The sequence below is a fragment of the Vogesella margarita genome, from assembly GCF_028548475.1.
Taxonomy (GTDB): Bacteria; Pseudomonadota; Gammaproteobacteria; order Burkholderiales; family Chromobacteriaceae; genus Vogesella; species Vogesella margarita.
Genome location: NZ_JAQQLE010000001.1, coordinates 157,979 through 180,635, shown reverse-complemented (window position 1 = coordinate 180,635; position 22,657 = coordinate 157,979). Strand labels below are relative to the sequence as shown.

The window sequence follows — 22,657 nt, the reverse complement described above, 5'->3', positions numbered from 1 at the left end:
TCCTCTGTGTCATTTTTCGTGCAAAAAAACCGGCCATGTGTCCGCCAACGGACAAGCCGCACGCTGCGCAAAGCGCGGTGTGGACTCCTCCCGACGAACCGGTCATGGCCGGTCTTCTTGTGTGGTGCGGCACCGTGGCACCGCACCTTGTTTTATGGGTACTGCGGGTATTACTTGGACAGCTCGGCAATCAGCTCCGGTACGACGGTGAACAGGTCACCAACGATGCCGTAGTCGGCTACCTGGAAGATCGGCGCCTCTTCATCCTTGTTGATCGCAACGATCACCTTGGAATCCTTCATGCCGGCCAGGTGCTGGATGGCACCGGAGATGCCCACCGCCACGTACAGCTGCGGTGCCACCACCTTGCCGGTCTGGCCGACCTGGTAGTCGTTCGGCGCGTAACCGGCGTCCACCGCGGCGCGCGAGGCGCCGACGGCGGCGGACAGCTTGTCGGCCAGTGGCTCGATCACGGCCTTGAACTGCTCTTCCGAACCCAGCGCACGACCACCGGACACGATGATCTTGGCGGCGCCCAGTTCCGGACGGTCAGACTTGGTCAGCTCCTGACCGACAAAGCTGGACAGACCGGCGTCGGACACGGTGGCCACGGCTTCAACGTTGGCCGCACCGCCCTGAGCTGCCGCCTCGAAAGCGGTAGTACGCACGGTGATCACCTTGATGGCGTCGCTGGACTGCACGGTAGCCAGCACGTTGCCGGCGTACACCGGACGAACGAAGGTGTCGGCGGATTCGATGGCGATGATGTCGGAGACTTGGGCCACATCCAAGAGTGCAGCGACGCGCGGCAGCAGGTTCTTGCCGTAGGAGGTTGCTGGGGCCAGCACGTGGCTGTAGCCCTTGGCCAGTTCCACCACCAGCGGTGCCAGGTTTTCGGCCAGGCCGTGCGCGTAGGCGGCATTGTCGGCCAGCAGTACCTTGGCCACGCCGGCCACGGACTTGGCGGCATCGGCAGCGGCGGCGGCGTTGTGGCCGGCAACCAGCACGTGCACTTCGCCCAGCTTGGCGGCGGCGGTAACGGTATTCAGAGTGCCTGCTTTCAGGCTCTGGTTGTCGTGTTCAGCGATAACGAGAATAGCCATGGCTTACAGCACCTTTGCTTCGTTTTTGAGTTTGGCCACCAGCTCGGCGGCATTGGCAACCTTGATACCGGCGGAGCGCTTGGCTGGCTCGGCCACTTTCAGGGTTTTCAGGCGTGGCGCGACGTCGACGCCCAGCTCGGCCGGAGAGGTCTTGTCCAGCGGCTTTTTCTTGGCGGCCATGATGTTTGGCAGCTTGACGTAGCGCGGCTCGTTCAGGCGCAGGTCGGTGGTCACCACCGCCGGCAGGCGCAGCTTGACGGTCTCCAGACCGCCGTCCACTTCGCGGGTCACGTCCACGGTTTCCGCGGCGACATCCACTTTCGAGGCGAAGGTACCCTGCGCCCAGCCCAGCAGTGCCGACACCATCTGGCCGGTCTGGTTGGCGTCGTCATCAATCGCCTGTTTGCCGACGATCAGCAGTTGCGGCTGTTCTTTCTCGGCTACCGCCTTCAGCAGCTTGGCCACGGCCAGCGGCTGCAGCTCGGCATCGGTTTCCACCAGGATGGCTCGATCGGCGCCCATCGCCAGTGCGGTACGCAGGGTTTCCTCGCACTGCTTCACCCCCAGCGATACCACCACGATCTCCGAGACCTTGCCGGCTTCTTTCAGACGCACGGCCTCTTCCACCGCGATCTCGTCGAACGGGTTCATCGAGAACTTGACGTTGGCGACATCCACATCGGTGCCGTCGGCCTTGACGCGCACTTTCACGTTGTAATCAACAACGCGTTTCACAGCGACTAGAGCTTTCATATTCCTCCAGCGAACTCTCTGAGTTGAACAATTGTCGTCAATGTGCGGCTGCTTGGCGCGAGGCGACAGCGCAATCTCAAACAAGCGTTTAATTGGTAAATTGTCTACAAAAAAACTGCAGTACAACAGGGGCGACACAAATATTACGCCATTTCCCCGCAATTTGCATTTGAGGTAAAGCATGTCAGAATGCGCTGCAACAATTGAGCATGTCATAACACGCCGACAGACCGGACATTCCTGCCGCAAGTGCTGCTATCGTGGTGCCTACTTGCGGCTTTTCTTGCCAAAACAGGGAGCACAGCATGACTGTCTACTTCGAAGATATCCAGATCGGTGACAGCGCCGAATACGCCAAAACCATCACCGAGGCCGATATCCTGATGTTTGCCGCCGTTTCCGGCGACGACAATCCGGTGCACATCAACCAAGAATACGCCGAAGCGTCGATGTTCAAGACCCGCATCGCCCACGGCATGCTCACCGCCGGCCTGATCTCCACCGTGGTCGGCACCCGCCTGCCGGGCAACGGCACCATCTACCTGTCACAATCGACCAAGTTCAAGGCACCGGTACGCCTCGGCGAGACCGTCACCGCCCGCGTCACCGTGACCGAGCTGGACCCGGCGAAGAAGCGCGTCAAGTTCGCCACCCAGTGCCTGGTGAAAGGCAATGTGGTACTGGAAGGCGAGTCGCTGGTCATCGCGCCGTCGCGTCCCGCCTGATGGGCACGCTGCGCATCGAACGGCTGTGCGACGAGCACGGCCACATCACCCGGCCGCAAACGTTGGCCGCGGCACTGGCGGTGCATAGACAGCTGCGGCCGATGCTGCCGGAGAACGCTGCCGACTACGTCGCCAAGATGGCGCGCATCTGCGGCTACGGCGCACGGCTGGTAGCGGCATTGAACGAGGAAGAGCAGGTGGTGGGCCTGGCGCTGCACCGCGTCTACGAGAACACCTACGAAGACCTGCGCCTGTACATCGACGACCTGGTCACCGACGAACGCCTGCGCTCGCAAGGGGTCGGCAGTGCGCTGATCGACTGGTGCGAGGCCGAGGCGCGCGCGCTGGGCTGCCGCTTCCTGGTGCTGGATTCCGGCACCTGGCGCACCGCCGCGCACAAGCTGTACCTGCGCAAGGAGTTCGTGATCTCCTCCTTCCACTTCACCCGCGCACTGGACTGAACCGCGCCCAAGGTTGGCCGCAGGCTTGCGGCCAACCTTTCACGCCCTGCCCTGTTGCTGCGCCAGCGCCCAAGCCACCGATTCGCGCACCACGTCATCCGCATGCGCCACTCGCTGTTGCAACGCAGCAACAATCTCGGCCGCGTACGGCGCATTACCCAGCCCGATGGCGAGATTGGACAGCCATTTGGCGTAGCCGATACGGTAGATCGGGCTGCCGGCCATGCGGCTGGCGAAGGTCGCCTCGTCCCAGCCGAACAGCTCCAGCAGGCTGACGTCGTCCAGGCCGTGACGCACGGCAAAATCGTCTTCCCGCGTGTGCACCACGAAACGGTTCCACGGGCAGGCCAGCTGGCAGTCGTCACAGCCATAGACGCGGTTGCCGATCAGCGGCCGCAACGGCTCCGGTATCGCGCCCTTCAGCTCGATGGTGAGGTAGGAAATGCAGCGCCGGGCGTCGACCTGGTACGGCGCCACGATGGCGCCGGTGGGACAGGCCGTGATGCAGCGCGTGCAGCTGCCGCAGTGGCCGTCCTCGCTGTCATCTTCCGGCAAGGGCAGATCGGTGAGAATCTCGCCGAGGAAGAACAGCGAGCCCTGCTTCTTGTTGAGCAGCAGGGTGTGCTTGCCGCGCCAGCCCTGCCCCGCCTGTGCCGCCAGCGCCACCTCGGCCAGCGGGGCGCTGTCAGTGAACACGCGGTAGCCATGCTCGCCCACCGCCTGCGTGATGCGATCGGCCAGCTTCTGCAGCCGGTTGCGCACCACCTTGTGGTAGTCGCGGCCCAGCGCGTAGCGCGACAGGTAGGCGCGCGAGCCATCGGCCAGTACCGCCTCGGCAACCCGCGCCGTCGCCGGCCAGTAGTGCATGCGCAGGCTGATCACGCGCACCGTGCCCGGCACCAGTTCCGCTGGCCGTACGCGCAGCACGCCGTGGCGCGCCATGTAGTCCATCTCGCCGTGGTTGCCCGCCGCCAGCCACGCCAGCAGGCTGGCTTCGGCCTCAGCCGGCAGTGCCGCCCGCGTGATGCGGGCGTCGGCAAAACCGAGTTCTTTGGCCCATCCCTTGATTTGGCTGGCCAATTGGCGATAATTCTCGCTTTTACAGGATATTTCACTCATGGCAACGGATGATACCAGCCTGCGGCAAGGCTTCCTTGCCGATGAAAGCGCCACCCTGCAACTGGGCGCCACGTTGGCCGCAGTGTTGCACGGCGGCATCCAGCTGCAACTGCACGGCGACCTCGGCGCCGGCAAGACCACGTTCACCCGTGGCCTGCTGCAGGCGCTGGGCCATGCGGGACGGGTGAAAAGCCCGACCTACACCCTGGTGGAAAGCTACAGCCTGCCGCCGCTAACGGTGCACCACTTCGACCTGTACCGCTTTGCCGACCCGGACGAGTGGCACGATGCGGGCTTCGGCGACTACTTTGCGGCCGACACGCTGTGCATCGTCGAATGGCCGGACAAAGCCGGTGCCTGCCTGCCGCCTGCCGACCTGGTGCTGGAACTCTCGGTCTGCGACGCTGGTCGCAACTATCGTCTTCAAGCCTTTAGCGAAACAGGACACCAATGTCTCTCCCGCCTCACGACCCCCGCCGCCGCCAGCTGATCGGCGCCGCCGCGGCCACGTTTTTCCTGAGTGTCAGCCGCATCGGCTTCGCCGGCAGCAGCCAGATCGTGGCGGTACGGGTGTGGCCGTCGTCGACCTATACCCGCGTCACCATCGAGGCCAGCGAAGCCATCCGCTACAAGCACTTCAGCCTCGCCGATCCGAACCGGCTGGTCATCGACCTGGAAGACATGCAGCTGTCCGGCATCCTGCAGGACATCAACAAGCAGATCCAGAGCGCCGACCCCTTCATCCAGAGTGCGCGCGCCGGCCAGTTCAACAGCACGACCGTGCGCCTGGTGCTGAGCCTGCGTAACGAGGTCAAGCCGCAGATCTTCTCGCTGCAGCCGATCGGCGAGTACCGGCACCGGCTGGTGGTGGACCTGTACCCGGCCAACAGCCAGCAGGACGACCCGCTGCTGGCACTGCTGCAGGACTACAACAAGGGGCAGCTGAACGAGCAGGTGCCGCTGGGCAGCAAGGGCCGTGCCGACAAGAACCGCATCATCACCGTGGTGATCGACCCGGGACACGGCGGCGAAGACCCCGGCGCGGTCGGCCCGTCCGGCGTCTACGAAAAAGACGTGGTGCTGCGCATCAGCCGCCAGCTGAAAAAGCTGATCGACGGCGAAAAGAACATGAAGGCGCACCTGACGCGCGACGAGGACGTGTTCATCCCGCTGGGGGTGCGCGTGGCCAAGGCGCGCAAGCTCGGCGCCGACCTGTTCATCTCCATCCATGCCGACGCCGTCGCCAACCGCACCGCCAACGGCTCCTCGGTGTTCGCGCTGTCGGAAAACGGCGCCACCAGCAGCATGGCAAGGCTGCTGGCCAAGAGCCAGAACGACGCCGACCTGATCGGCGGCGTCAAGATCAGCGGCAAGGATCGCTACCTCGCCCACACCCTGTTCGACCTGACCCAGACCGCCACCATCAATGACAGCCTCAAGCTGGGCAAGTCGGTGCTGGGCAAGATGGGCAGCCTCAACCGCCTGCACAAGCCGCAGGTTGAACAGGCCGGCTTTGCCGTGCTCAAGGCGCCGGACATCCCTTCCATCCTGGTGGAAACCGCGTTCATCAGTAACTACGAGGAAGAAAAGAAGCTGGTCAGCCCGGCCTTCCAGCAGCAGATGGCGGAGGCGATCATGTCCGGCGTGCGCCAGTATTTTGCACAGGGAGCGGTGCTGGCCCGCACCTGAATCACCGGCCGATAATGAAAAAGCCGTTGCCTTGCGGGCAACGGCTTTTTGCTTGCTGGCGCTCTGCGCTCAATCGGGGTGCTCGTCAAACGGCAGATCCGGCGTCGCCGGTACGCGATACTGTTCGTCGGCCCACTGTCCGAGATCGATCAGCTTGCAGCGTTCGCTGCAGAACGGGCGGTACGGGCTGTCCGGCCCCCAGCGTACCGGGGTCTTGCATTGCGGACAGGGAACAATCGTGGGTGAGGTCATCGGAAATCAGAACTTGCAAAAGGTCAGGGTGAACTCGATATCCTGCTCCACCTGGCGCGAACGCACCTCGCCGGTGCCGGCATCGACAAAACGGATATTCAGCGCGTACTTGTTGGCGGAGACTTCCGGCACCACCTGGTAGCGTTCGTCAAAGCTGACGCGGATCAGCTGTACCACCTTGCCGCCGGACATCTGCTGGAATGCACCACGGCGCGCAACATAGGAAAAATGCTTGCCGCTGTCGCGCAGCAGTTTCAGCAGGATGGCCGCCGCCTGCGCCGTCGGCATCAGCGGCAGTGACCAGCGCTGCAGGTCGGCGCGACGTTGCGCCACCGGCTGCTGCAGCCACAGGTGATAGGAAGGCAAATCGAAAGAGCAGGTGCCGCCGGGAATGATGGAACGCTGCTTGATCGCCATCAGCCACTCGTTCTCGCGCAGATGCTGGCCAAAGCGGCTGCTCAGCTCCAGCAGGTTCTGCGACGCCAGCTCGATCTCGTCCAGTACCTGCTCCAGCGCCACCTGTTCGATGGCCGGGCTCTCGCGCCAGCTCTCCAGCGCCTGCTTCTGCCGCTCCAGCTCCTGCAGCAGCTCCGACTTCAGCTCGGTACGGCCGGCCGCCTCCAGCACCTCGAACAACGCCATCAGCGCGGCATGATGCTGGTACGGCTCGTCCTGGGCCATGAAAAAGGCCAGGCGCTGGTAGAGCTGCTCCAGCCGGAGCAGCGTTCTGGTACGTTCGGTAACAGGAAACTCGAAACTAGTCACAGCGCCGGATCCACAGAATTTGAAGGGGTAGCAAGGTTGGCCGCAGCAAAACGTTGCAGATAATAACGATGTTTGTTCTCGACTTGAAGCGACAATAGCGCCAAATCGCCACTATTATCAAGCACGGCATCCGCCAGCGCCCGCCTCTGTTCGCGCGGCATCTGCGCAGCGATGATGGCGTCCACCTGCTCTGCCGGCAAGCCGCTACGCTGCATCACCCGCTCGCGCTGCAACTGCGGCTCGCAATCCACCAGCAGCGTTTCGGCCACCAGGTTTCGATAAGCGGCAGTTTCAAACAGCAGCGGGACCGCCAGCAGTATATAGGGCGCCTGTTGCAATGCCAGCTGCCGCCGGCTTTCCGCCAGGATCAGCGGATGGAGGATGGCCTCCAGTCGTTGCCGCTCGCCTGCATCGGCGAACACCTTCTGCCGCATCGCGGCGCGATCCAGCGCCCCCTCCGGCGTCTGGATCCCTGCACCGAACTGCGCTACCAGCGCCGGCATCGCGGCGCCACCGACGGCGGTCAGCTGATGCGCGATGCGGTCGGTATCGACACAGGGAATACCCAACCTGGCAAACATCGCCTCGACGGTGCTCTTGCCGGCGCCGATACCGCCGGTCAGGCCGATTACCGGGCTAGACACCGAGATACCACTGCATGATGGCAGGCCCCCATACGAAGGCACACCAGCCAGCCAGCGCCAGATACGGCCCGAAGGGCATGGTCTGGCCTTTTTCATGTTTCGACAGCAGCAGCAACAGGATGCCGAACACCGCGCCCAGCACCGACGACAGCAGGATCACCAGCGGCAACAGCATCCAGCCCAGCCAGGCACCCAGCGCCGCCAGCAATTTGAAGTCGCCATAGCCCATGCCTTCCTTGCCGGTCACGAGCTTGAACAGCCAGTACACCGACCACAATGCCAGGTAGCCCAGTACCGCGCCCATGACCGCATCCGCCAGCGGCACCCGGCCACTCCACAGGTTGTACAGCAGGCCGGCCCACAGCAAGGGCAGGGTCAGGTCATCCGGCAACAGCTGGGTACGGGCATCGATCAGCGCGAGGGTCAGCAGCGTCACCGAAAACAGCGACGCCACCAGCCACCAGCCCGACAAGCCGTCCTGCCAGGCAAAGCCGGCAAACAGCAGGCCGCTGGCCAGCTCCACCAGCGGATAACGCCAGGAAATCGGCGCCCGGCAATGACTGCACCGACCGCGCTGCCACAAAAAGCTCAACAACGGGATGTTCTGCCACGCGCGGATCGGCGCCTGGCAATGCGGACAGGCCGACGCCGGCACCAGCAGGTTGAACGGCGGCTGCTCGGCCACTTCGCTGCCCTGCCACTGCGCGCACTCCGCCGCCCAGCGCCGTTCCAGCATCAAGGGAAGACGATAGATCACCACGTTGAGAAAACTGCCGAGCAGCAGCCCCAGCAATGCCGCAACCGCCACCTGGCCACCGAATGGCAGCTCCGCCAATAGTCCCAGCATCAACCGACCACCTGTCCCATCTGGAAGATCGGCATGTACATCGCGATCACCAAGCCACCAATCAGCACGCCGAGAATGATCATGATCATCGGCTCCAGCAGGCTGGACAGCGACGCCACCGCATTGTCGACTTCGTCTTCATAAAAATCCGCCACCTTGTCCAGCATGGAGTCGAGTGAGCCGGACTCCTCGCCGATCGAGGTCATCTGCAGCACCATATTGGGAAACAGGTTGGAGCGTTGCATCGAGTTGTTGAGAGTCGAGCCGGCGCTGACGTCCGACTGGATGACCTTGGTGGCATCGGCGTACACCTGGTTGCCGGCCGCGCCCGCCACCGAGTCCAGCGCTTCCACCAACGGCACGCCGGCGGTAAATAGCGTCGACAGCGTCCGCGCCCAGCGCGCGATGGTCGCCTTGCGCACCACGTCGCCGATCACCGGCACCTTCAGCACGAAACGGTCCAGCGCCACCTGCATCTTGGTCGAGCGCTGGTACAGCTTAACGGTGCCGATGATCACCACCGCGATGGAGCCGAACACCATCCACCAGTACTCGACAAACAGATCGGACAGCCAGATCACGATCTGCGTCGGCGCCGGCAGGTCGGCACCGAAGCTGGAGAACAGCTCCTTGAACGCCGGAATCACATAGATCAGGATCACCGCGGTAATGATGAAGGCGGTGGCGATAATCGCCGCCGGATAGATCATTGCTGACTTGATCTTACCCTTGATGGCGATCACCTTCTCCTTGTAGGTCGCCAGCTTGTCCAGCAGCGCATCCAGCACCCCACCCGCCTCGCCGGCGGCGATCAGGTTGCAGAACAGCTTGTCGAAATACAGCGGATACTTGCGAAAGGCATCGGCCAGGTTGCTGCCGGACTCGACCTCCGAGCGCACATCCAGCAGGATGCGCACAAAGGCGGCATTGCTGTGGCCCCTGGCCGCGATGTCGAAGGCCTGCAGCAGCGGCACGCCGGCCTTCATCATCGTCGCCAACTGGCGGGTAAACAGCGCCACATCCTTTTCGGTGATGCGCTGGCGCAGACTGGCGCTGCGCTTTTTCAGCTTGGTCGGGATGACCCCTTGCCGCCGCAGTTGGGCACGGGCGACGGTTTCCGACTCGGCTCGGATCTCGCCGCGGATGGCCTTGCCGGCCCGGTCGCGCCCTTCCCAGACAAAGGCATGGGAAGGCGGCTTCTTGCTTGGCGTGGGCATAGTGATCGCTTGTCTGTTATTCGTTGGTCACGGCTTCGATTTCAGTCAGCGACGTCAGGCCGCGTTTTACCTTCAGCAGGCCGGCACGGCGCAAGTCGACCATGCCCTCGCGGCGCGCAAGATCGGCAATATCCATCGCGTTGCCGCCACTCATGATCAGACGCACCATGGCGTCGGTGATCGGCATCACCTCGTAGATACCGACCCGTCCCTTGTACCCGCTGCCGCGACACTCGTCGCAGCCGACCGGGCCGTGCGGTTGCCAGCTGCCGTCCAGCTCTTCCTTGCTGAAACCGGCACGCAGCAAGGCCGGTTCGGGAATATCGACCGGCGTCTTGCAGTGCGGACACAGCCGTCGCGCCAGCCGCTGCGCCATGATCAGCAATACCGAGCTGGCCACGTTGAACGGTGCCACGCCCATGTTCAGCAGCCGGGTCAGTGTCGCCGGTGCATTATTGGTATGCAAGGTAGAAAATACCATGTGGCCGGTTTGTGCCGCCTTGATCGAGATATCCGCGGTCTCGAAGTCGCGGATCTCGCCGACCATGATGATGTCCGGATCCTGACGCAGGAAGGCACGCAGCGCCGAGGCAAAGGTCAGCCCGGCCTTCTCGTTGACGTTGACCTGGTTGATGCCCGGCAGGTTGATTTCCACCGGGTCTTCCGCTGTGGAGATATTGCTGTCCGGCTGGTTCAGGATATTGAGGCAGGTATACAGCGACACGGTCTTGCCGCTACCGGTCGGCCCGGTCACCAGCACCATGCCGTAAGGCCGTTCGATTGCACGCAGCAGCATTTCCTTCTGCTCCGGTTCGAAACCGAGCTGCTCGATATCCAGCGCGGCACTGGAAGAGTCGAGAATACGCATCACGATCTTCTCGCCGTACAGCGTCGGCAAGGTGCTGACCCGAAAATCCACGGCACGGTGCTTGGAGATCACCAGCTTCAGCCGGCCGTCCTGCGGCACCCGTTTCTCCGAGATGTCCATCTTCGACACCACCTTGATGCGAGACGCCAGCTTCTCGCGGATGGCCAGCGGCGGCTGTGCGATCTCCTTAAGGATGCCGTCGATGCGATAGCGAATGCGGAAGAACTTCTCGTACGGCTCGAAGTGGATATCCGATGCCCCGCCATTGATGGCGTCCATCAGCACCTTGTTGACGAACTTGACCACAGGTGCGTCATCGACATCCGGCAGGCTGTCACTTTCCAGCTGGGCATCGCCATCGGTCAGCTGCAGATCGCCGAACTCATCGCCCGCCAGATCGTTGAGTACCTTGCTCGGATTGCTGGCATAGCGGCCGATTGCCCGCGCCAGCTTGTCGTCCTCCACCACCACCAGATCGATGCTGAGACCGGTCTTGAAGGTGATGGTGTGGAACAGCGTCGCCTGTGTCGGATCGGAAGTGGCGATGAACAACTTGTTGCCACGCTTGTACAGTGGCAGCAGGCGACCGTTGTTCACGGTATCGTCATCCACCAGATTGCGCGGCAGACCATCCTGGCTCAGCGCGGCCAGATCCAGCAAGGGCAAGCCGAACATGTTGGCCGCAAACACCGCCACCTCGATCGCGCTCATCTTCTTGCTCTGCACCAGCAGCTCGACAAAGCTCACTCGCGTGCTCTGCGCCTGCTTGAACAGCGCCTCGGCATCCGCCGTCGCCAGCCGCTCGTTCTGCACCAGGGCACGTGCCAGTCCGGAAATGCTTGCTGTGCTCATGACATTATTCGCCAGAAAAGGATGGGGGGATTATACGAAGAAAACGGGGCGGGATTCATGGTGGCGCAACAAATGATGATATTGCAGCTAGCGCTGCTGCTTTGCGTGGCAACTGCAATGAAAAAAGGCTGCCGAAGCAGCCTTTTCAGATCAAAGCATCAAGCGATGATTAGAACTTGGTACCAAGGTAAACCATGGCGCGACGCAGGGAACCTGCATCGTTATCGTCGTAGTTAACTTTGGTGATCTGGGCGCCAGCGCGAGTGCGCTTGGACAGGGCGTATTCAACACCAACGGTGTAAGCCTTGTGGCCGTCGTTGATCTTGTCGCCGTCAGCTTCTTTCAGATCGCCTTCTTTCCAGAAGCCGAACTTCGGAGTCAGGTTGCCCATAGCGTAAGAAGCGGACAGACCGTAACCGCTACGCTTGGCGCCATCAGCTTCTTTAGCGTGAGCATAACCAGCCACCAGGCTCAGTGCATCCAGCGATACGTTAGCATTCAGTTCGTGCAGCTTGCCAGTCTTGTTCAGATCAGCATCCTTGGTACGACGACCGTCGTAGGACACGCCAAAGCCTTCACCTTCGTAGGCCAGGCTCAGGGTCTGTGCATGCTCTTTATTCGCTTCTGCATCTTTGGAAGCGCCGAAGGAGTGCTGAACAGTAGCGGTAAAGCCAGCGATCGATGGAGTAACGTAGGCGATGGTGTTGTTTACACGAGTGCCTTGGTCGTAGATAGCGGAGTCGTAAGTAGCCGACAGGTCTTCAAAGATAGCCAGCTGACCGGAAGTTGGCAGGTCGTAGATGTTACCCAGTTTCACGGTACCGAAGTCACCTTGCAGACCAACGAAGGACTCACGAGTACCCCAAGCGTTAGCAGCAGCAGCGCTTTCGTCTTTGGAGTCAGCCAGATCAACCTTGGTAGCGATCTGCCAGATGGATTTCAGGCCGTTGCCCAGGTCTTCTTTGCCAGCGAACTTGATCTCGCCGGAAGTGCGATTTTCGGTAGTCAGGGAACCCTTGCCGGATTCTTTGGTATTCACGATACCAACAGCCAGGTTACCGGAGATAACAACGTCAGCCATTGCAGCAGCTGGCAGCGCAGCCAGAGTAGCCAGAACGATCAGCTTCTTCATGTGTGTTCCTTTCGAGGTCATGTACACTGCCCGTGTTTTGCCAGAGCCTGTGGCCCGGCGGGGCTGTATTGACCACCGCGATTAGGCGGCGGTTTCTGGATGGCAATATACAGCGGGGCGTTGCAAAAAAACAAAAGCGCTTTACGCATTTGTGTTGCCGGCGACGAAAAACCCCAGGCAAAAACAACACAAGCCATTGTTTTTATTTGATAAACACAAAAACAACATCAGTCTCCTTTTCGCAACACAATCAAGCACAGCCTGAATATCTGTTGTTTTTTCACACATAAATCTGTCAAAACCATGAGCCAAGCAAGCGTTCTGATGTGGTTTCGCCGCGATTTGCGCGCCAGTGACAACGCGGCGCTGAATGCTGCCTTGCGCAGCGGCGCCAGCGTACATTGCGTGTTCGTGTTCGATCGCCGGATTCTGGCCAGCCTGCCGCCGGACGACAAACGCCTGGTCTTCATCCATGCCGCCCTGACGGAGTTGCAGCAGGCGCTGCGCGACGCCGGTGGCGAGCTGCTGTGGCGGGATGGCGATCCGGTGCACGAGATCCCGGCGCTGGCGCGCGAGCTGGGGTGCAGCAGCGTCTACACCAACCGCGACTACGAACCGTACGCGCGGCAGCGCGATGAGGAGGTGGCGGCACAGCTTGCGGCCAACCTTGGCCAGCTGCAGCTGTACAAGGATACGGTGATCTTCGAGCAGGACCAGCTGCTCACCGGCCAAGGCAAGCCGTACACGGTGTACACCCCTTATATGAAGCGCTGGCGGCAGAGCTTTCACCCGGCACTTGCGGCGGAGGTCAGTACCGCCTTGCGCGGCGCACTGGCGACGCCGGACGCACTGCGCCCGCTGCCGACACTGGCGGAGCTGGGTTTCGGCGAGGCGACACTGGACGGGCTGCGGGTGCAGACCGGGCGCAGCGGCGCGCTGGCGCTGCTGGACGACTTCCGCCGCCGCATCGCGCATTACAAGACGCTGCGCGACTTCCCGGCGGTGAAGGGAGTGTCCTATCTGTCCGCGCATCTGCGCTTTGGCACGCTGTCGGTGCGCGAGGCGGTGCGCGCGGCACTGGTGGAGCCGTCGGAAGGCGCGGAGTGCTGGTTGAACGAGCTGATCTGGCGCGAGTTCTACCAGCAGCTGCTGTGGCATTTCCCGGCGGTGGCCGGCGACAGCTTCAAGCCGGAATACCGCGGCCTGCCCTTCCCCAATGACACGGCGCTGTTCGAAGCCTGGTGTGAGGGGCGTACCGGCTACCCGCTGGTGGACGCCGCGATGCGCCAGCTCAACCACAGCGGCTACATGCACAACCGGCTGCGCATGATCGCCGCCAGCTTCCTGGTCAAGGATCTGCTGGTCGACTGGCGCTGGGGCGAGGCCTATTTCGCGCAGAAGCTGCTGGACTTCGATCTGGCGGCCAACAATGGCGGCTGGCAGTGGGCGGCGTCCACCGGTTGCGACGCGCAGCCCTACTTCCGCATCTTTAACCCGGTGACGCAATCGGAAAAGTTCGACGCCAAGGGCCAGTTCATCCGTCGCTACGTGCCGGAGCTGGCGGCGCTGGACGACAAGGCGATCCATGCGCCATGGCTGGCGAAAGCGCTGCCGCCTGGTTTTGTGCTCGGCCGCGACTATCCGGCCCCCATCGTCGACCACGCGGTCCAGCGCGAAGCGGCACTGAAGCTGTTTGCCCGCGATTGAGGTGCCGCAATACGCAAAAAAGCCTGTCGCTGACGACAGGCTTTTTGTTTGCGGCCAACGTTCAGGACTTGCCCTGTTCGTCCGGCTTGCCGATCTTGTCCTCGGTGCCGGTAAGCAGGTTCACCAGATTGGACTTGTGGCGGTGCACCACCAGAATGGCGATGATGATGCAGGTGCCGAAGTAGACGCTCTGCGGGCCGACGATGAAGTAGGCGTACACCGGCACCAGCACGCAGGCGACGATGGCCGACAGCGAGGAAATCTTCACCACGAAGGCCATGAACAGCCAGGTGGCCAGCGCCGCCAGCGCCAGCCACGGACTGAAGGCCAGCAGCACGCCCACCGCAGTGGCCACGCCCTTGCCGCCCTTGAAGCCAAAGAACACCGGCCACATGTGGCCGAACAGCACCGCGAGACCGGCCATGGCGACCTGCTGCTCGCCCAGGCCGTAGGCCGGGCCGAAACTGGCGACCAGGAACACCGCCAGCCAGCCCTTGACGCCATCGCCCAGCAGCGTCAGCACCGCGGCCAGCTTCTTGCCGGAGCGCAGCACATTGGTGGCACCGGGGTTTTTCGAGCCGTAGGTGCGCGGATCGGCCATCCCCATCAGGCGGGTGACGATCACCGCAAACGACAGGGATCCGATCAGGTAGGCGCCCAAAATAAAGGCAAACGCTGTTGTGGTCATGGCTTATCCACTAGAATGCAAGACTTGGCATTTTACGGTATCGGGCAGTAAACCCAAAGCCCGCAGCGATGGACATCATATTTTTGCGCGAAGTGCGCGCCGAGACAGTGATCGGCGTTTATGACTGGGAGCGCCTGGCGCCCCAGACTATCTTGCTGGATCTGGAGATCGGCATCCCCAGCGAAGTCCCCTGCCACAGCGACGACATTGGCGACACCATCCACTACGGCGTGGTGGTGGAACGCATCCGCCAGTCGCTGGCCGAGCAGCATTTCCTGCTGATAGAGGCGCTGGCCGAGCACATTGCCCGCATGGTGCGCGAGGAGTTCGGCGCGCCGTGGACCAAGGTGGCGGTCACCAAGCTCAACATCCTGCCGGACGTGAAGCACGTCGGCGTGATGATCGAACGCGGCCACCGTCCGCGCTGACCCTACGCTCGCGGCAAAAACATTGCGGCCAACCTGGTACAAGGTTGGCCGCAATGTTTTTCGGGGCAGGAAATCGCTCAGTCTTCGCGATTGCGCATGAAGTCGGCGGTATTGTAGAACGCCTCCAGTAGCCTGGCCTTCAGCCAGTCCTCGCACACCAGCTCGTTCACCGCCTGCGTCATGCATTTCATCCACTGGTCGCGCGCCTCGCCGTCCACCGCGAACGGCATGTGCCGCTGTCGCAAGCGCGGATGACCAAAGGTGTCCATGAACAGCGGCGGGCCGCCCAGCCAGCCGGAGAGGAACATGTACAGCTTCTCGCGCGAGGCGGTCAGGTCCGCCGGATGCATGTCCCGCAGCGGCTTCACCGCCGGGTCGCTGTCCATGATGTCGTAGAAGCGGTCGGTCAGCCAGCGCACCACGCCGGCGCCGCCGAGCAGCTCGTAGGGGGTCATTTCCTGCATGTTGTTCCTTGCCGCGGGCCCCGCCCGCGTAAATATCCGTGATTACACTTTGCCCCGGGCCAGCTCGTACACCGTCTTGCCGCGCAGGGTGAAATAGTCCGACGCAAAGTAGAAGTTCTCGGAGTGGCCTACGAACAGCAGACCGTGCGCTTTCAGCAGCGGGTGGAACTTCTTCAGCACCGCCAGCTGGGTGTCGCGGTCGAAATAGATCATCACGTTGCGGCAAAAGATCGCGTCGAAGCTCTTGCGCTGCGCCCAGTTGGCGTCGACCAGGTTCAGCCGCGAGAAGGTGATCATCTCGCGCAGCTGCGCCTTGGCCTGGAAGTTGCCGTCCGGCAGCTTGTCGAAATAGCGCGCGGCATGACCGGCCGGCAGGCGCGAGATCTTGTCGGCGCTGTAAATGCCCTTGCGGCCAACCTCCAGCACGCTGGTATCGAGGTCGGTAGCCTGGATCTGGATACGGTGGCCACTGCCCAGCGCTTCCAGCGCCGCGATCGCGATCGAGTACGGTTCTTCCCCGGTCGACGACGCCGCACACCAGATAGTGATCTCGCCCTTGCCGGCCAGCGTCTTCAGGTGCGCCACCAGGATCTGGAAGTGATGCTCCTCGCGAAAGAAGAAGGTCAGGTTGGTGGTCAGCGCGTTGACGAACTGCTCGAACTCGCGCTTGCCGGCGATCGACTGCAGAAAGTCGATGTAGGCGGCGAAGCTGTTCAGCTTCAGCTCGCGGATGCGCCGCACCAGGCGGCCGTAGACCATGTCCTTCTTGGTCGGGTTCAGCGCAATGCCGGCTTCCTTGTAGATCAGCTGCCGGATGCGCTCGAACTCCTGGTCGCTGAACGCGAACTCGCGGGTGAAGTCGATCTTGGGCAGGATGATGGGCGGCATCTTGTTTTGCATCGTTAGGTCCCTGAAGTTGAAAAACCCGGACACCAGGTCCGGGTTTCAGGTGCTGGCAATGCCGTCCTTATACCGAAAAGGACGAACCGCAGCCACAAGTGGTCTCAGCATTCGGATTGCGGATCACGAATTGCGAACCTTCGATGCTTTCCTGGTAGTCGATTTCGGCGCCGACCAGATACTGGTAGCTCATCGGGTCGACCAGGAACACCACGCCTTCGCGCTCGATGGTGGTGTCGTCTTCGTTGGCGATCTCGTCGAAGGTAAAACCGTACTGGAAGCCGGAACAGCCACCGCCGGTGACGAACACGCGCAGTTTCAGGTCAGGATTACCTTCTTCAGCCACCAGGTCGCGCACTTTGGCGCAGGCGCTATCGGTAAAGTTGATCGGGGACAGGGTTTCAGCAGCAGCAGTCATTTTAAGCCTCACGGTACGGGACAGGCCGCAAGACGGCCTTTCATCCTACTATTTTAGTCGGATATTGGGTCGTCTGGCGAGTGTTCAAGTTCAGGGCAGCAAGGGCACGATGTCCAGACCGGCGTTTTCCGGCAACCCGAACATCAGGTTCATCACCTGCACCGACTGGCCGGACGCCCCTTTCACCAGATTATCCTCCACCACCAGGATGACCAGCAAATCGCCATTGCCCGGACGATGCACCGCGATACGCGCGGTATTGGCACCGCGCACCGAGCGGGTTTCCGGGCAGCTGCCGGCCGGCATCACATCGACGAACGGTTCGGCGGCAAAGCGCTGCTCGAACAGCTGCTGGTAATCGACATCGCGGCCTTCCGGCTTGATGCGGGCGTAGATGGTGGAATGAATGCCGCGAATCATCGGTGTCAGGTGCGGCACGAAGGTCAGCTTCACCGGCGCGCCGTGGATCAGCGACAGGCCCTGCTCGATCTCCGGCGAGTGGCGGTGACCCTTCACGCCGTAGGCCTTGAAGTTGTCGGCTGACTCGGCAAACAGGGTACCGACCTCGGCCTTGCGCCCGGCGCCGGACACGCCGGACTTGCAGTCGGCGATCAGGGTGGTGGTTTCGACATACTGCTTGCCGCCCTCCAGCAGCGGCAACAGACCCAGCTGCACCGAGGTCGGGTAGCAGCCGGCCATGCCGATCAGGCGCGCGCTCTTGATCGCGTCGCGATTCACCTCCGGCAGACCGTAGACCGCCTCGGCCAGCAGGTCGGTGCAGCTGTGCTCCATCGCGTACCACTTGGCGAACTCGGCCGGGTCTTTCAGGCGGAAATCGGCAGCGAGGTCGATGACCTTGACGCCGGCGTCCAGCAGCTCGCGCGCCTGCGCCATCGCCACCCCGTGCGGTGTGGCGAAAAACACCACGTCGCAGGCTTTCAGGTCGGTTTCATCCGGCGTGGAAAACGCGACATCGACACGGCCGCGCAGCGACGGGAACATCTCGGCGACCGTCATCCCCGCTTCCTTGCGCGAGGTGACCGCGGTTACCTTGGCCGAAGGATGGTTGGCCAACAGACGCAAAAGCTCTACGCCGGTGTACCCGGTGCCGCCAACGATACCCACCTTGATCATGCTGCGCTCCTAACAATATAAAAAAATGTCGCAAAGGCGACATGGTAAGGAGTGCGGCAAGGCATTGCAACAAAGAAAAAAGCCACCCTGCTGGGTGGCTTTTTCGATCGGTACAAACAGATTAACGCTTGGAGAACTGTTTGCGACGACGTGCCTTGCGGAAGCCGACTTTCTTACGTTCAACTTCACGGGCATCGCGGGTAACGAAGCCGGCGTGCGACAGGGTTGGTTTCAGTTCAGCACTGAAGTCAACCAGGGCGCGGGTGATACCGTGACGGATCGCACCAGCTTGGCCAGTTTCGCCACCACCGCATACGTTCACCATGATGTCGAAGGACTCGAGGTGATCGGTGATTTGCAGCGGCTGACGGATTACCATGCGGCCAGTTTCGCGAGCGAAGTACTGGTCGACAGGCTTGCCGTTAACGATGATCTGGCCGGAGCCTTTTTGCATGAACACACGAGCTACAGAGCTCTTGCGACGGCCGGTACCGTAGTAATATTTACCGTTCATCTATTAATTGCCTCTGATCAGATTTCCAGCACTTTAGGCTGTTGCGCGGTGTGTGGATGCTCGGTGCCGGCGTAAACCTTGAGCTTCTTGATCATCGCGTAACCCAGCGGACCCTTAGGCAGCATGCCTTTTACGGCTTTCTCCAGAACGCGCTCAGGGAACTTGTCTTGCAGTTCGGTGAAGTTGCGCTCGTAGATACCACCAGGGTAGCCAGAGTGGCGATAGTATTTCTTGTCCAGTGCCTTGTTACCGGTTACGCGCAGTTTTTCTGCGTTAACGACAACAATGTAATCACCAGTATCAACGTGCGGAGTGAACTCCGGCTTATGCTTGCCACGCAGGCGGCGTGCGATTTCAGCGGCAAGACGGCCCAACACCTTGTCTTCGGCGTCGACCACAAACCACTCGCGCTTTACCTCATGCGGCTTGGCAGAAAAGGTCTTCATGGAACTCTACCATCGTAATTCTTGAAAGTTCCGGAGTCTATTACAAGACTATTTCGCTGTCAAACCGAAGCTGGCTTTCGCCGGGGAATCGCGACCAAAAACACCCGCTGCGGTAACTGGAGGTGGACAACAGGCAAAAAAAGGGCGCAACCAAGAGATTGATCGCGCCAAGTTCCACCTATAGAAGGAGGATGGAGGAGACAACACCAAAACGCATACAACATGTAACGTCCTGATGCAGTTGTAACTATGGTGATCCGGTTCGGGTTTTGCAAGTACTTTTTGTGCGGCGCAGTATAATTTGCGCCACAGTGCGGCCAACTGTGGCTCGCAGGCCGCAACCGGCGCCGCTCAATCCAGCTGTAACGCAGTCTCCAGCGCGATCTCCATCATGTCTTGAAAGCTGTTCTGGCGGGCCTCGGCGTCCATGGCCTCGCCGGTCGGGATCACGTCCGACACCGTGAGCATGGCCAGCGCACGGGCGCCATATTGCGCCGCAACACCGTAGATGCCGGCCGTTTCCATTTCCACCGCATTGACATTCATGCCCCTGAGCACGTCCAGCAACTGCGGCTGCACGCCGTAGAACAGGTCGGTCGTGAACACGTTGCCGACCCGCACCGGCTTGCCCAGCCGCGCGGCGGTCTCCACCGCGGTACGCAACACCTCGAAGTCGGCGATGGCGGCAAAGTCGTGATCCAGCAGGCGCAGGCGGTTGACCTTGCTGTCGGTGCAGGCGCCCATGGCGATGACGATGTCGCGCAGCCCGAGACGAGCGCCATCCACCGAGCCACAGGAGCCGATGCGGATCAGGGTGCCCACGCCGTAGTCCCTGATCAGCTCGGTAGCGTAGATGCTGGCTGACGGGATGCCCATGCCGTGCGCCATCACCGACAGCCGCTTGCCGCGGTAGCTGCCGGTGTAGCCGAACACGTTGCGCACGCTGGTGACCTGCACCGCGTCCTGCAGATAGGTGTCCGCGATCAGCCGCGCGCGCAGCGGATCACCCGGCATCAGCACGATGCCGGCAAAGTCGCCGGCTGCGGCGCCGATATGCGGTGTCGCCATGTTTGTTCTCCCCTGTCTTGCCACCTTGCGCCACGCGCCTCCGCGTCGCTCGCGGCCAACCCTGTCATGATAGCGCGGCGCCAGTCGTGGCGCCGGCGCAGACCCGCCCGCGCCGCCAGGCCGTGCACCGGCAGCTTGTGCCCGCCGGCTCAAAAACAAGACAAGGTTGGCCGCAACACTTGCGGCCAACCTTGTCGGGGTACGGCAAGATGTGAGTCAGCGGCTACACGCGGCGCGCTTCCTGCACGCCGCGCACTTCCATCAGGTGCGCCAGCACCCGGCTGATGTCGCGCACGTGGCGCACCTCCAGCGTGAAGCGCAGACGCGCCTTCTGCTCGCGCGACAGCGTATTCACGCCGATCACGTTCAGCTTCTCGCGCGAGAACACGTCGGAGATGTCGCGCAACAGCCCCGGGCGGTCGCCGGCGAGGATGTCGATGTCGATCGGGAACACGCTGCCCTTCTGCTCGCCCCAGTCGGCGGCGATCAGCCGCTCCGGCACGTCGGCCGACAGCCGCTTCAGCGTGATGCAGCTGCTGCGGTGGATGGAGATGCCGCGGCCCTTGGTGACGAAGCCGACCACGCTGTCCGGCGGCGCCGGGCGGCAGCACTTGGCCAGCACCGTCATCAGGTTGCCGACGCCCTCGATCAGCACGCCGCCGGCGTCGTGGCCGCCACGGCTGCGGCGCACGATGTCTTCCGGGTTGACGTCCGGCGGCGGCGGCGGCGCGAAGCTGACGAAGGCCTGGTTGACGGCGCGGGTGCCCAGTTCGCCGTGGCCCAGCGCGGCGTAGACCTCATCCAGCTTGTCGTAGCCCAGTTTTTCCGCCACCTGCGCGAGGTTGGGCTGCACACCGGGGTGCCGTGCCAGCTCGCGCTCGAAGATGTGGCGCCCGGTCTCGCGCACCGCGTCGAGGTTCTGCTGGCGGATGTACTGACGGATCTTGGAGATCGCGCGATGGCTCTTGACCCAGCCCTCGTGCAGCCAGTTCACCGACGGGCCGCCCTCCTTGGCGGTGAGGATTTCCACCCGCTGGCCGTTCTGCAGCGGGGTGGACAGCGGCACGATGTGCCCCTCGACCTTGGCGCCGCGGCAGTGGTGGCCGACGTCGGTATGCAGCGCGTAGGCGAAGTCGATGGCGGTGGCGCCCTGCGGCAGCGCCAGCACCCGCCCCTGCGGCGTCAGCACGTAGATGGTGTCGGCGAACAGCTCGGTCTTGAACGCGTCGGCCAGCCCTTCGCGGTCGGAGCCGGACATGTCCTCGCGCCAGTCCAGCAGCTGGCGCAGCCAGGAGATCTTCTCCTCGTACTGGCTGTCGCCCTTGCCGCCTTCCTTGTAGCGCCAGTGTGCGGCGACGCCGAATTCGGCGTGCTCGTGCATCTCGAAGGTGCGGATTTGCACCTCGACCACGCGGTCTTCCGGGCCGATCACCGCGGTGTGCAGGCTGCGGTAGTCGTTGGCCTTCGGGTTGCTGATGTAGTCGTCGAATTCGCCGGGTATCGGCTGCCACATGCTGTGGATCAGGCCGAGCACGGTGTAGCAGTCCTGCAGCTTTTCCACCAGGATGCGCACCGCGCGGATGTCGTACAGCTCGGAGAAGTCGAGCTTTTTCTTCTTCATCTTCTTCCAGATGGAGAAGATGTGCTTCGGCCGGCCGGCGACGTCACCCTTGATGCCGGCTTGGCGCAGCTCGCCGCGCAGGGTGTCCAGCACGCGCTCGATGTAGTCGATGCGCTCCAGCCGCCGCTCGTCGAGCAGCTTGGCGATCTTCTTGTAGTTGTCCGGATCGGTATGGCGGAAGCCGAGGTCTTCCAGCTCCCACTTGATCTGCCAAACGCCGAGACGGTTGGCCAGCGGCGCGAACAGCTCCAGCGTCTCGCGCGCGATCTGGCGGCGGACGGGCTCGTCGCACTGCGGCAGGTAGTGCATGGTCTGCGTGCGCCACGCCAGCTTGATCAGCACCACGCGGATGTCGGCCACCATCGCCAGCAGCATCTTGCGCAGGGTTTCCGCCTGCCGCGCGCTGTCTTCAGGCGTGGCGAACTTGTCGATGCGCGCGATCTCGGTGAGGCGGCGCACGCGGTTGCCGCCCTCCACCAGCGTCAGCACGGTGCGGTTGAACGTCTTGGGCAACCACTCCTGCCAGTCGGCACGGTAGTCCGGCACCGCGAACAGCAGCGTGGCGACGATGGCGTCGGTCAGCAGGTTGAGGTCGGCGACGATGGCCGCCGCCGCCACCGCGTGGCTGAACAGGTCCTCGCCGGTGCTCGGCAGCTTCTTGTCGCGGTACAGCTCGCGCGCTTCCGCAAACGCCTTTTCCAGCATCGCCATATCGTCGGGCGCGACCGAGCTGGACAACTGCGCCAGCCAGCGCCCCGGATCGGCCGCATCGGCCAGCGTATCGGCAACAGATCGAACAACGGAAACCATGGTCTAGTCTTTCACCCTGCCTGTGATGGCGT

The 22,657-nt window shown here is 62.4% G+C and carries 25 protein-coding genes; 6 read left to right on the top strand and 19 right to left on the bottom strand.

Annotated elements, in window-relative coordinates; translation table 11 throughout:
- Positions 1 to 170 precede the first annotated feature (170 nt).
- Together PQU96_RS00875 and PQU96_RS00870 are read right to left on the bottom strand one after the other, a co-directional pair.
- Complete coding sequence (locus PQU96_RS00875) at positions 171 to 1,103, bottom strand: electron transfer flavoprotein subunit alpha/FixB family protein (RefSeq protein WP_272770409.1); 933 nt, start codon at positions 1,101 to 1,103, stop codon at positions 171 to 173.
- Positions 1,104 to 1,106: 3 nt separating this feature from the next.
- Complete coding sequence (locus PQU96_RS00870) at positions 1,107 to 1,856, bottom strand: electron transfer flavoprotein subunit beta/FixA family protein (protein ID WP_272770408.1); 750 nt, start codon at positions 1,854 to 1,856, stop codon at positions 1,107 to 1,109.
- Between the two features lie 305 nt (positions 1,857 to 2,161).
- Here PQU96_RS00870 and PQU96_RS00865 point away from each other — a divergent pair, with 305 nt between their 5' ends.
- Both PQU96_RS00865 and PQU96_RS00860 read left to right on the top strand, forming a co-directional pair.
- The gene (locus PQU96_RS00865; protein ID WP_047966967.1) at positions 2,162 to 2,581 is read left to right on the top strand and encodes a MaoC family dehydratase; all 420 of its coding nucleotides are present in this window, start codon (positions 2,162 to 2,164) and stop codon (positions 2,579 to 2,581) included.
- Positions 2,581 to 3,042: a GNAT family N-acetyltransferase gene (locus PQU96_RS00860; RefSeq protein WP_272770407.1), complete on the top strand. Its 462-nt coding sequence runs from the start codon at positions 2,581 to 2,583 to the stop codon at positions 3,040 to 3,042. The genes PQU96_RS00865 and PQU96_RS00860 overlap by 1 nt, the downstream gene beginning before the upstream one ends.
- Positions 3,043 to 3,081: 39 nt before the next feature.
- Here PQU96_RS00860 and queG read toward each other — a convergent pair whose 3' ends face one another.
- Complete coding sequence (gene queG, locus PQU96_RS00855) at positions 3,082 to 4,122, bottom strand: tRNA epoxyqueuosine(34) reductase QueG (protein ID WP_373316254.1); 1,041 nt, start codon at positions 4,120 to 4,122, stop codon at positions 3,082 to 3,084.
- A gap of 37 nt (positions 4,123 to 4,159) precedes the next feature.
- Here queG and tsaE point away from each other — a divergent pair, with 37 nt between their 5' ends.
- Together tsaE and PQU96_RS00845 are read left to right on the top strand one after the other, a co-directional pair.
- Complete coding sequence (tsaE, locus tag PQU96_RS00850; protein ID WP_272770405.1) at positions 4,160 to 4,651, top strand: tRNA (adenosine(37)-N6)-threonylcarbamoyltransferase complex ATPase subunit type 1 TsaE; 492 nt, start codon at positions 4,160 to 4,162, stop codon at positions 4,649 to 4,651.
- Positions 4,612 to 5,850, top strand: coding sequence for an N-acetylmuramoyl-L-alanine amidase (locus PQU96_RS00845; protein ID WP_272770404.1), 1,239 nt, complete (start codon positions 4,612 to 4,614; stop codon positions 5,848 to 5,850). The genes tsaE and PQU96_RS00845 overlap by 40 nt, the downstream gene beginning before the upstream one ends.
- 69 nt (positions 5,851 to 5,919) lie before the next feature.
- On the opposite strand, the gene yacG is transcribed toward PQU96_RS00845, so the two are convergent.
- The 7 genes from yacG to PQU96_RS00810 all read right to left on the bottom strand — a co-directional run bounded on the left by yacG (position 5,920) and on the right by PQU96_RS00810 (position 12,427).
- Positions 5,920 to 6,102, bottom strand: coding sequence for a DNA gyrase inhibitor YacG (gene yacG, locus PQU96_RS00840; protein WP_272766356.1), 183 nt, complete (start codon positions 6,100 to 6,102; stop codon positions 5,920 to 5,922).
- A 6-nt stretch (positions 6,103 to 6,108) separates the two neighbouring features.
- Entirely contained in the window at positions 6,109 to 6,867 is a 759-nt protein-coding gene (gene zapD / locus PQU96_RS00835) for a cell division protein ZapD (protein ID WP_272756718.1), read from the bottom strand.
- Positions 6,864 to 7,511: a dephospho-CoA kinase gene (gene coaE, locus PQU96_RS00830; protein ID WP_272770403.1), complete on the bottom strand. Its 648-nt coding sequence runs from the start codon at positions 7,509 to 7,511 to the stop codon at positions 6,864 to 6,866. The genes zapD and coaE overlap by 4 nt, the downstream gene beginning before the upstream one ends.
- The gene (locus tag PQU96_RS00825) at positions 7,504 to 8,358 is read right to left on the bottom strand and encodes a prepilin peptidase (RefSeq protein WP_272770402.1); all 855 of its coding nucleotides are present in this window, start codon (positions 8,356 to 8,358) and stop codon (positions 7,504 to 7,506) included. Before PQU96_RS00825 ends, coaE begins: the two co-directional genes overlap by 8 nt.
- Entirely contained in the window at positions 8,358 to 9,575 is a 1,218-nt protein-coding gene (locus tag PQU96_RS00820) for a type II secretion system F family protein (RefSeq protein ID WP_272770401.1), read from the bottom strand. The genes PQU96_RS00825 and PQU96_RS00820 overlap by 1 nt, the downstream gene beginning before the upstream one ends.
- A gap of 16 nt (positions 9,576 to 9,591) precedes the next feature.
- On the bottom strand, positions 9,592 to 11,295 hold the full coding sequence (gene pilB, locus PQU96_RS00815; protein WP_272770400.1) for a type IV-A pilus assembly ATPase PilB: 1,704 nt from the start codon (positions 11,293 to 11,295) through the stop codon (positions 9,592 to 9,594).
- 169 nt (positions 11,296 to 11,464) lie between these two features.
- Positions 11,465 to 12,427, bottom strand: a complete 963-nt coding sequence (locus PQU96_RS00810) for a porin (RefSeq protein WP_272770399.1) — start codon at positions 12,425 to 12,427, stop codon at positions 11,465 to 11,467.
- A gap of 324 nt (positions 12,428 to 12,751) precedes the next feature.
- Here PQU96_RS00810 and PQU96_RS00805 point away from each other — a divergent pair, with 324 nt between their 5' ends.
- On the top strand, positions 12,752 to 14,134 hold the full coding sequence (locus tag PQU96_RS00805) for a cryptochrome/photolyase family protein (protein ID WP_272770398.1): 1,383 nt from the start codon (positions 12,752 to 12,754) through the stop codon (positions 14,132 to 14,134).
- 61 nt (positions 14,135 to 14,195) lie between these two features.
- Here PQU96_RS00805 and plsY read toward each other — a convergent pair whose 3' ends face one another.
- Complete coding sequence (gene plsY / locus PQU96_RS00800; protein ID WP_272770397.1) at positions 14,196 to 14,822, bottom strand: glycerol-3-phosphate 1-O-acyltransferase PlsY; 627 nt, start codon at positions 14,820 to 14,822, stop codon at positions 14,196 to 14,198.
- 68 nt (positions 14,823 to 14,890) lie between these two features.
- On the opposite strand from plsY, the gene PQU96_RS00795 reads away from it, so the two are divergent.
- Positions 14,891 to 15,250, top strand: a complete 360-nt coding sequence (locus PQU96_RS00795; RefSeq protein ID WP_047966955.1) for a dihydroneopterin aldolase — start codon at positions 14,891 to 14,893, stop codon at positions 15,248 to 15,250.
- A gap of 77 nt (positions 15,251 to 15,327) precedes the next feature.
- Here the strand turns inward: PQU96_RS00795 and PQU96_RS00790 are convergent, their stop codons facing one another.
- From PQU96_RS00790 to PQU96_RS00755, 8 genes are all read right to left on the bottom strand, one after another.
- Positions 15,328 to 15,714 carry a group II truncated hemoglobin gene (locus PQU96_RS00790; RefSeq protein WP_047966954.1) on the bottom strand — a complete coding sequence of 129 codons (387 nt, stop codon included), beginning with the start codon at positions 15,712 to 15,714 and terminating at the stop codon, positions 15,328 to 15,330.
- A gap of 42 nt (positions 15,715 to 15,756) precedes the next feature.
- Positions 15,757 to 16,614: a CheR family methyltransferase gene (locus tag PQU96_RS00785; protein ID WP_272770396.1), complete on the bottom strand. Its 858-nt coding sequence runs from the start codon at positions 16,612 to 16,614 to the stop codon at positions 15,757 to 15,759.
- A gap of 67 nt (positions 16,615 to 16,681) precedes the next feature.
- Positions 16,682 to 17,032, bottom strand: coding sequence for an iron-sulfur cluster insertion protein ErpA (gene erpA / locus PQU96_RS00780; RefSeq protein ID WP_120809234.1), 351 nt, complete (start codon positions 17,030 to 17,032; stop codon positions 16,682 to 16,684).
- 90 nt (positions 17,033 to 17,122) lie between these two features.
- Entirely contained in the window at positions 17,123 to 18,166 is a 1,044-nt protein-coding gene (gene argC, locus PQU96_RS00775; protein WP_272770395.1) for an N-acetyl-gamma-glutamyl-phosphate reductase, read from the bottom strand.
- A gap of 121 nt (positions 18,167 to 18,287) precedes the next feature.
- Positions 18,288 to 18,680: a 30S ribosomal protein S9 gene (rpsI, locus tag PQU96_RS00770; protein WP_047966950.1), complete on the bottom strand. Its 393-nt coding sequence runs from the start codon at positions 18,678 to 18,680 to the stop codon at positions 18,288 to 18,290.
- Positions 18,681 to 18,697: 17 nt separating this feature from the next.
- The gene (gene rplM, locus PQU96_RS00765; protein WP_047966949.1) at positions 18,698 to 19,126 is read right to left on the bottom strand and encodes a 50S ribosomal protein L13; all 429 of its coding nucleotides are present in this window, start codon (positions 19,124 to 19,126) and stop codon (positions 18,698 to 18,700) included.
- Positions 19,127 to 19,477: 351 nt separating this feature from the next.
- The gene (deoD, locus tag PQU96_RS00760) at positions 19,478 to 20,194 is read right to left on the bottom strand and encodes a purine-nucleoside phosphorylase (RefSeq protein WP_272770394.1); all 717 of its coding nucleotides are present in this window, start codon (positions 20,192 to 20,194) and stop codon (positions 19,478 to 19,480) included.
- A gap of 223 nt (positions 20,195 to 20,417) precedes the next feature.
- Positions 20,418 to 22,625 carry a RelA/SpoT family protein gene (locus PQU96_RS00755; RefSeq protein ID WP_272770393.1) on the bottom strand — a complete coding sequence of 736 codons (2,208 nt, stop codon included), beginning with the start codon at positions 22,623 to 22,625 and terminating at the stop codon, positions 20,418 to 20,420.
- Between the last annotated feature and the right edge of the window lie 32 nt (positions 22,626 to 22,657).

Bases quoted from the DNA above. Each gene is read 5' to 3' on its own strand.
- PQU96_RS00875 (WP_272770409.1), bottom strand. From the start codon at position 1,103: ATGGCTATTCTCGTTATCGCTGAACACGACAACCAGAGCCTGAAAGCA.
- PQU96_RS00870 (WP_272770408.1), bottom strand. From the start codon at position 1,856: ATGAAAGCTCTAGTCGCTGTGAAACGCGTTGTTGATTACAACGTGAAA.
- PQU96_RS00865 (WP_047966967.1), top strand. From the start codon at position 2,162: ATGACTGTCTACTTCGAAGATATCCAGATCGGTGACAGCGCCGAATAC.
- PQU96_RS00860 (WP_272770407.1), top strand. From the start codon at position 2,581: ATGGGCACGCTGCGCATCGAACGGCTGTGCGACGAGCACGGCCACATC.
- tsaE (WP_272770405.1), top strand. From the start codon at position 4,160: ATGGCAACGGATGATACCAGCCTGCGGCAAGGCTTCCTTGCCGATGAA.
- PQU96_RS00845 (WP_272770404.1), top strand. From the start codon at position 4,612: ATGTCTCTCCCGCCTCACGACCCCCGCCGCCGCCAGCTGATCGGCGCC.
- yacG (WP_272766356.1), bottom strand. From the start codon at position 6,102: ATGACCTCACCCACGATTGTTCCCTGTCCGCAATGCAAGACCCCGGTA.
- PQU96_RS00825 (WP_272770402.1), bottom strand. From the start codon at position 8,358: ATGCTGGGACTATTGGCGGAGCTGCCATTCGGTGGCCAGGTGGCGGTT.
- PQU96_RS00820 (WP_272770401.1), bottom strand. From the start codon at position 9,575: ATGCCCACGCCAAGCAAGAAGCCGCCTTCCCATGCCTTTGTCTGGGAA.
- pilB (WP_272770400.1), bottom strand. From the start codon at position 11,295: ATGAGCACAGCAAGCATTTCCGGACTGGCACGTGCCCTGGTGCAGAAC.
- PQU96_RS00810 (WP_272770399.1), bottom strand. From the start codon at position 12,427: ATGAAGAAGCTGATCGTTCTGGCTACTCTGGCTGCGCTGCCAGCTGCT.
- PQU96_RS00805 (WP_272770398.1), top strand. From the start codon at position 12,752: ATGTGGTTTCGCCGCGATTTGCGCGCCAGTGACAACGCGGCGCTGAAT.
- plsY (WP_272770397.1), bottom strand. From the start codon at position 14,822: ATGACCACAACAGCGTTTGCCTTTATTTTGGGCGCCTACCTGATCGGA.
- PQU96_RS00795 (WP_047966955.1), top strand. From the start codon at position 14,891: ATGGACATCATATTTTTGCGCGAAGTGCGCGCCGAGACAGTGATCGGC.
- PQU96_RS00790 (WP_047966954.1), bottom strand. From the start codon at position 15,714: ATGCAGGAAATGACCCCCTACGAGCTGCTCGGCGGCGCCGGCGTGGTG.
- PQU96_RS00785 (WP_272770396.1), bottom strand. From the start codon at position 16,614: ATGCAAAACAAGATGCCGCCCATCATCCTGCCCAAGATCGACTTCACC.
- erpA (WP_120809234.1), bottom strand. From the start codon at position 17,032: ATGACTGCTGCTGCTGAAACCCTGTCCCCGATCAACTTTACCGATAGC.
- argC (WP_272770395.1), bottom strand. From the start codon at position 18,166: ATGATCAAGGTGGGTATCGTTGGCGGCACCGGGTACACCGGCGTAGAG.
- rpsI (WP_047966950.1), bottom strand. From the start codon at position 18,680: ATGAACGGTAAATATTACTACGGTACCGGCCGTCGCAAGAGCTCTGTA.
- rplM (WP_047966949.1), bottom strand. From the start codon at position 19,126: ATGAAGACCTTTTCTGCCAAGCCGCATGAGGTAAAGCGCGAGTGGTTT.
- deoD (WP_272770394.1), bottom strand. From the start codon at position 20,194: ATGGCGACACCGCATATCGGCGCCGCAGCCGGCGACTTTGCCGGCATC.
- PQU96_RS00755 (WP_272770393.1), bottom strand. From the start codon at position 22,625: ATGGTTTCCGTTGTTCGATCTGTTGCCGATACGCTGGCCGATGCGGCC.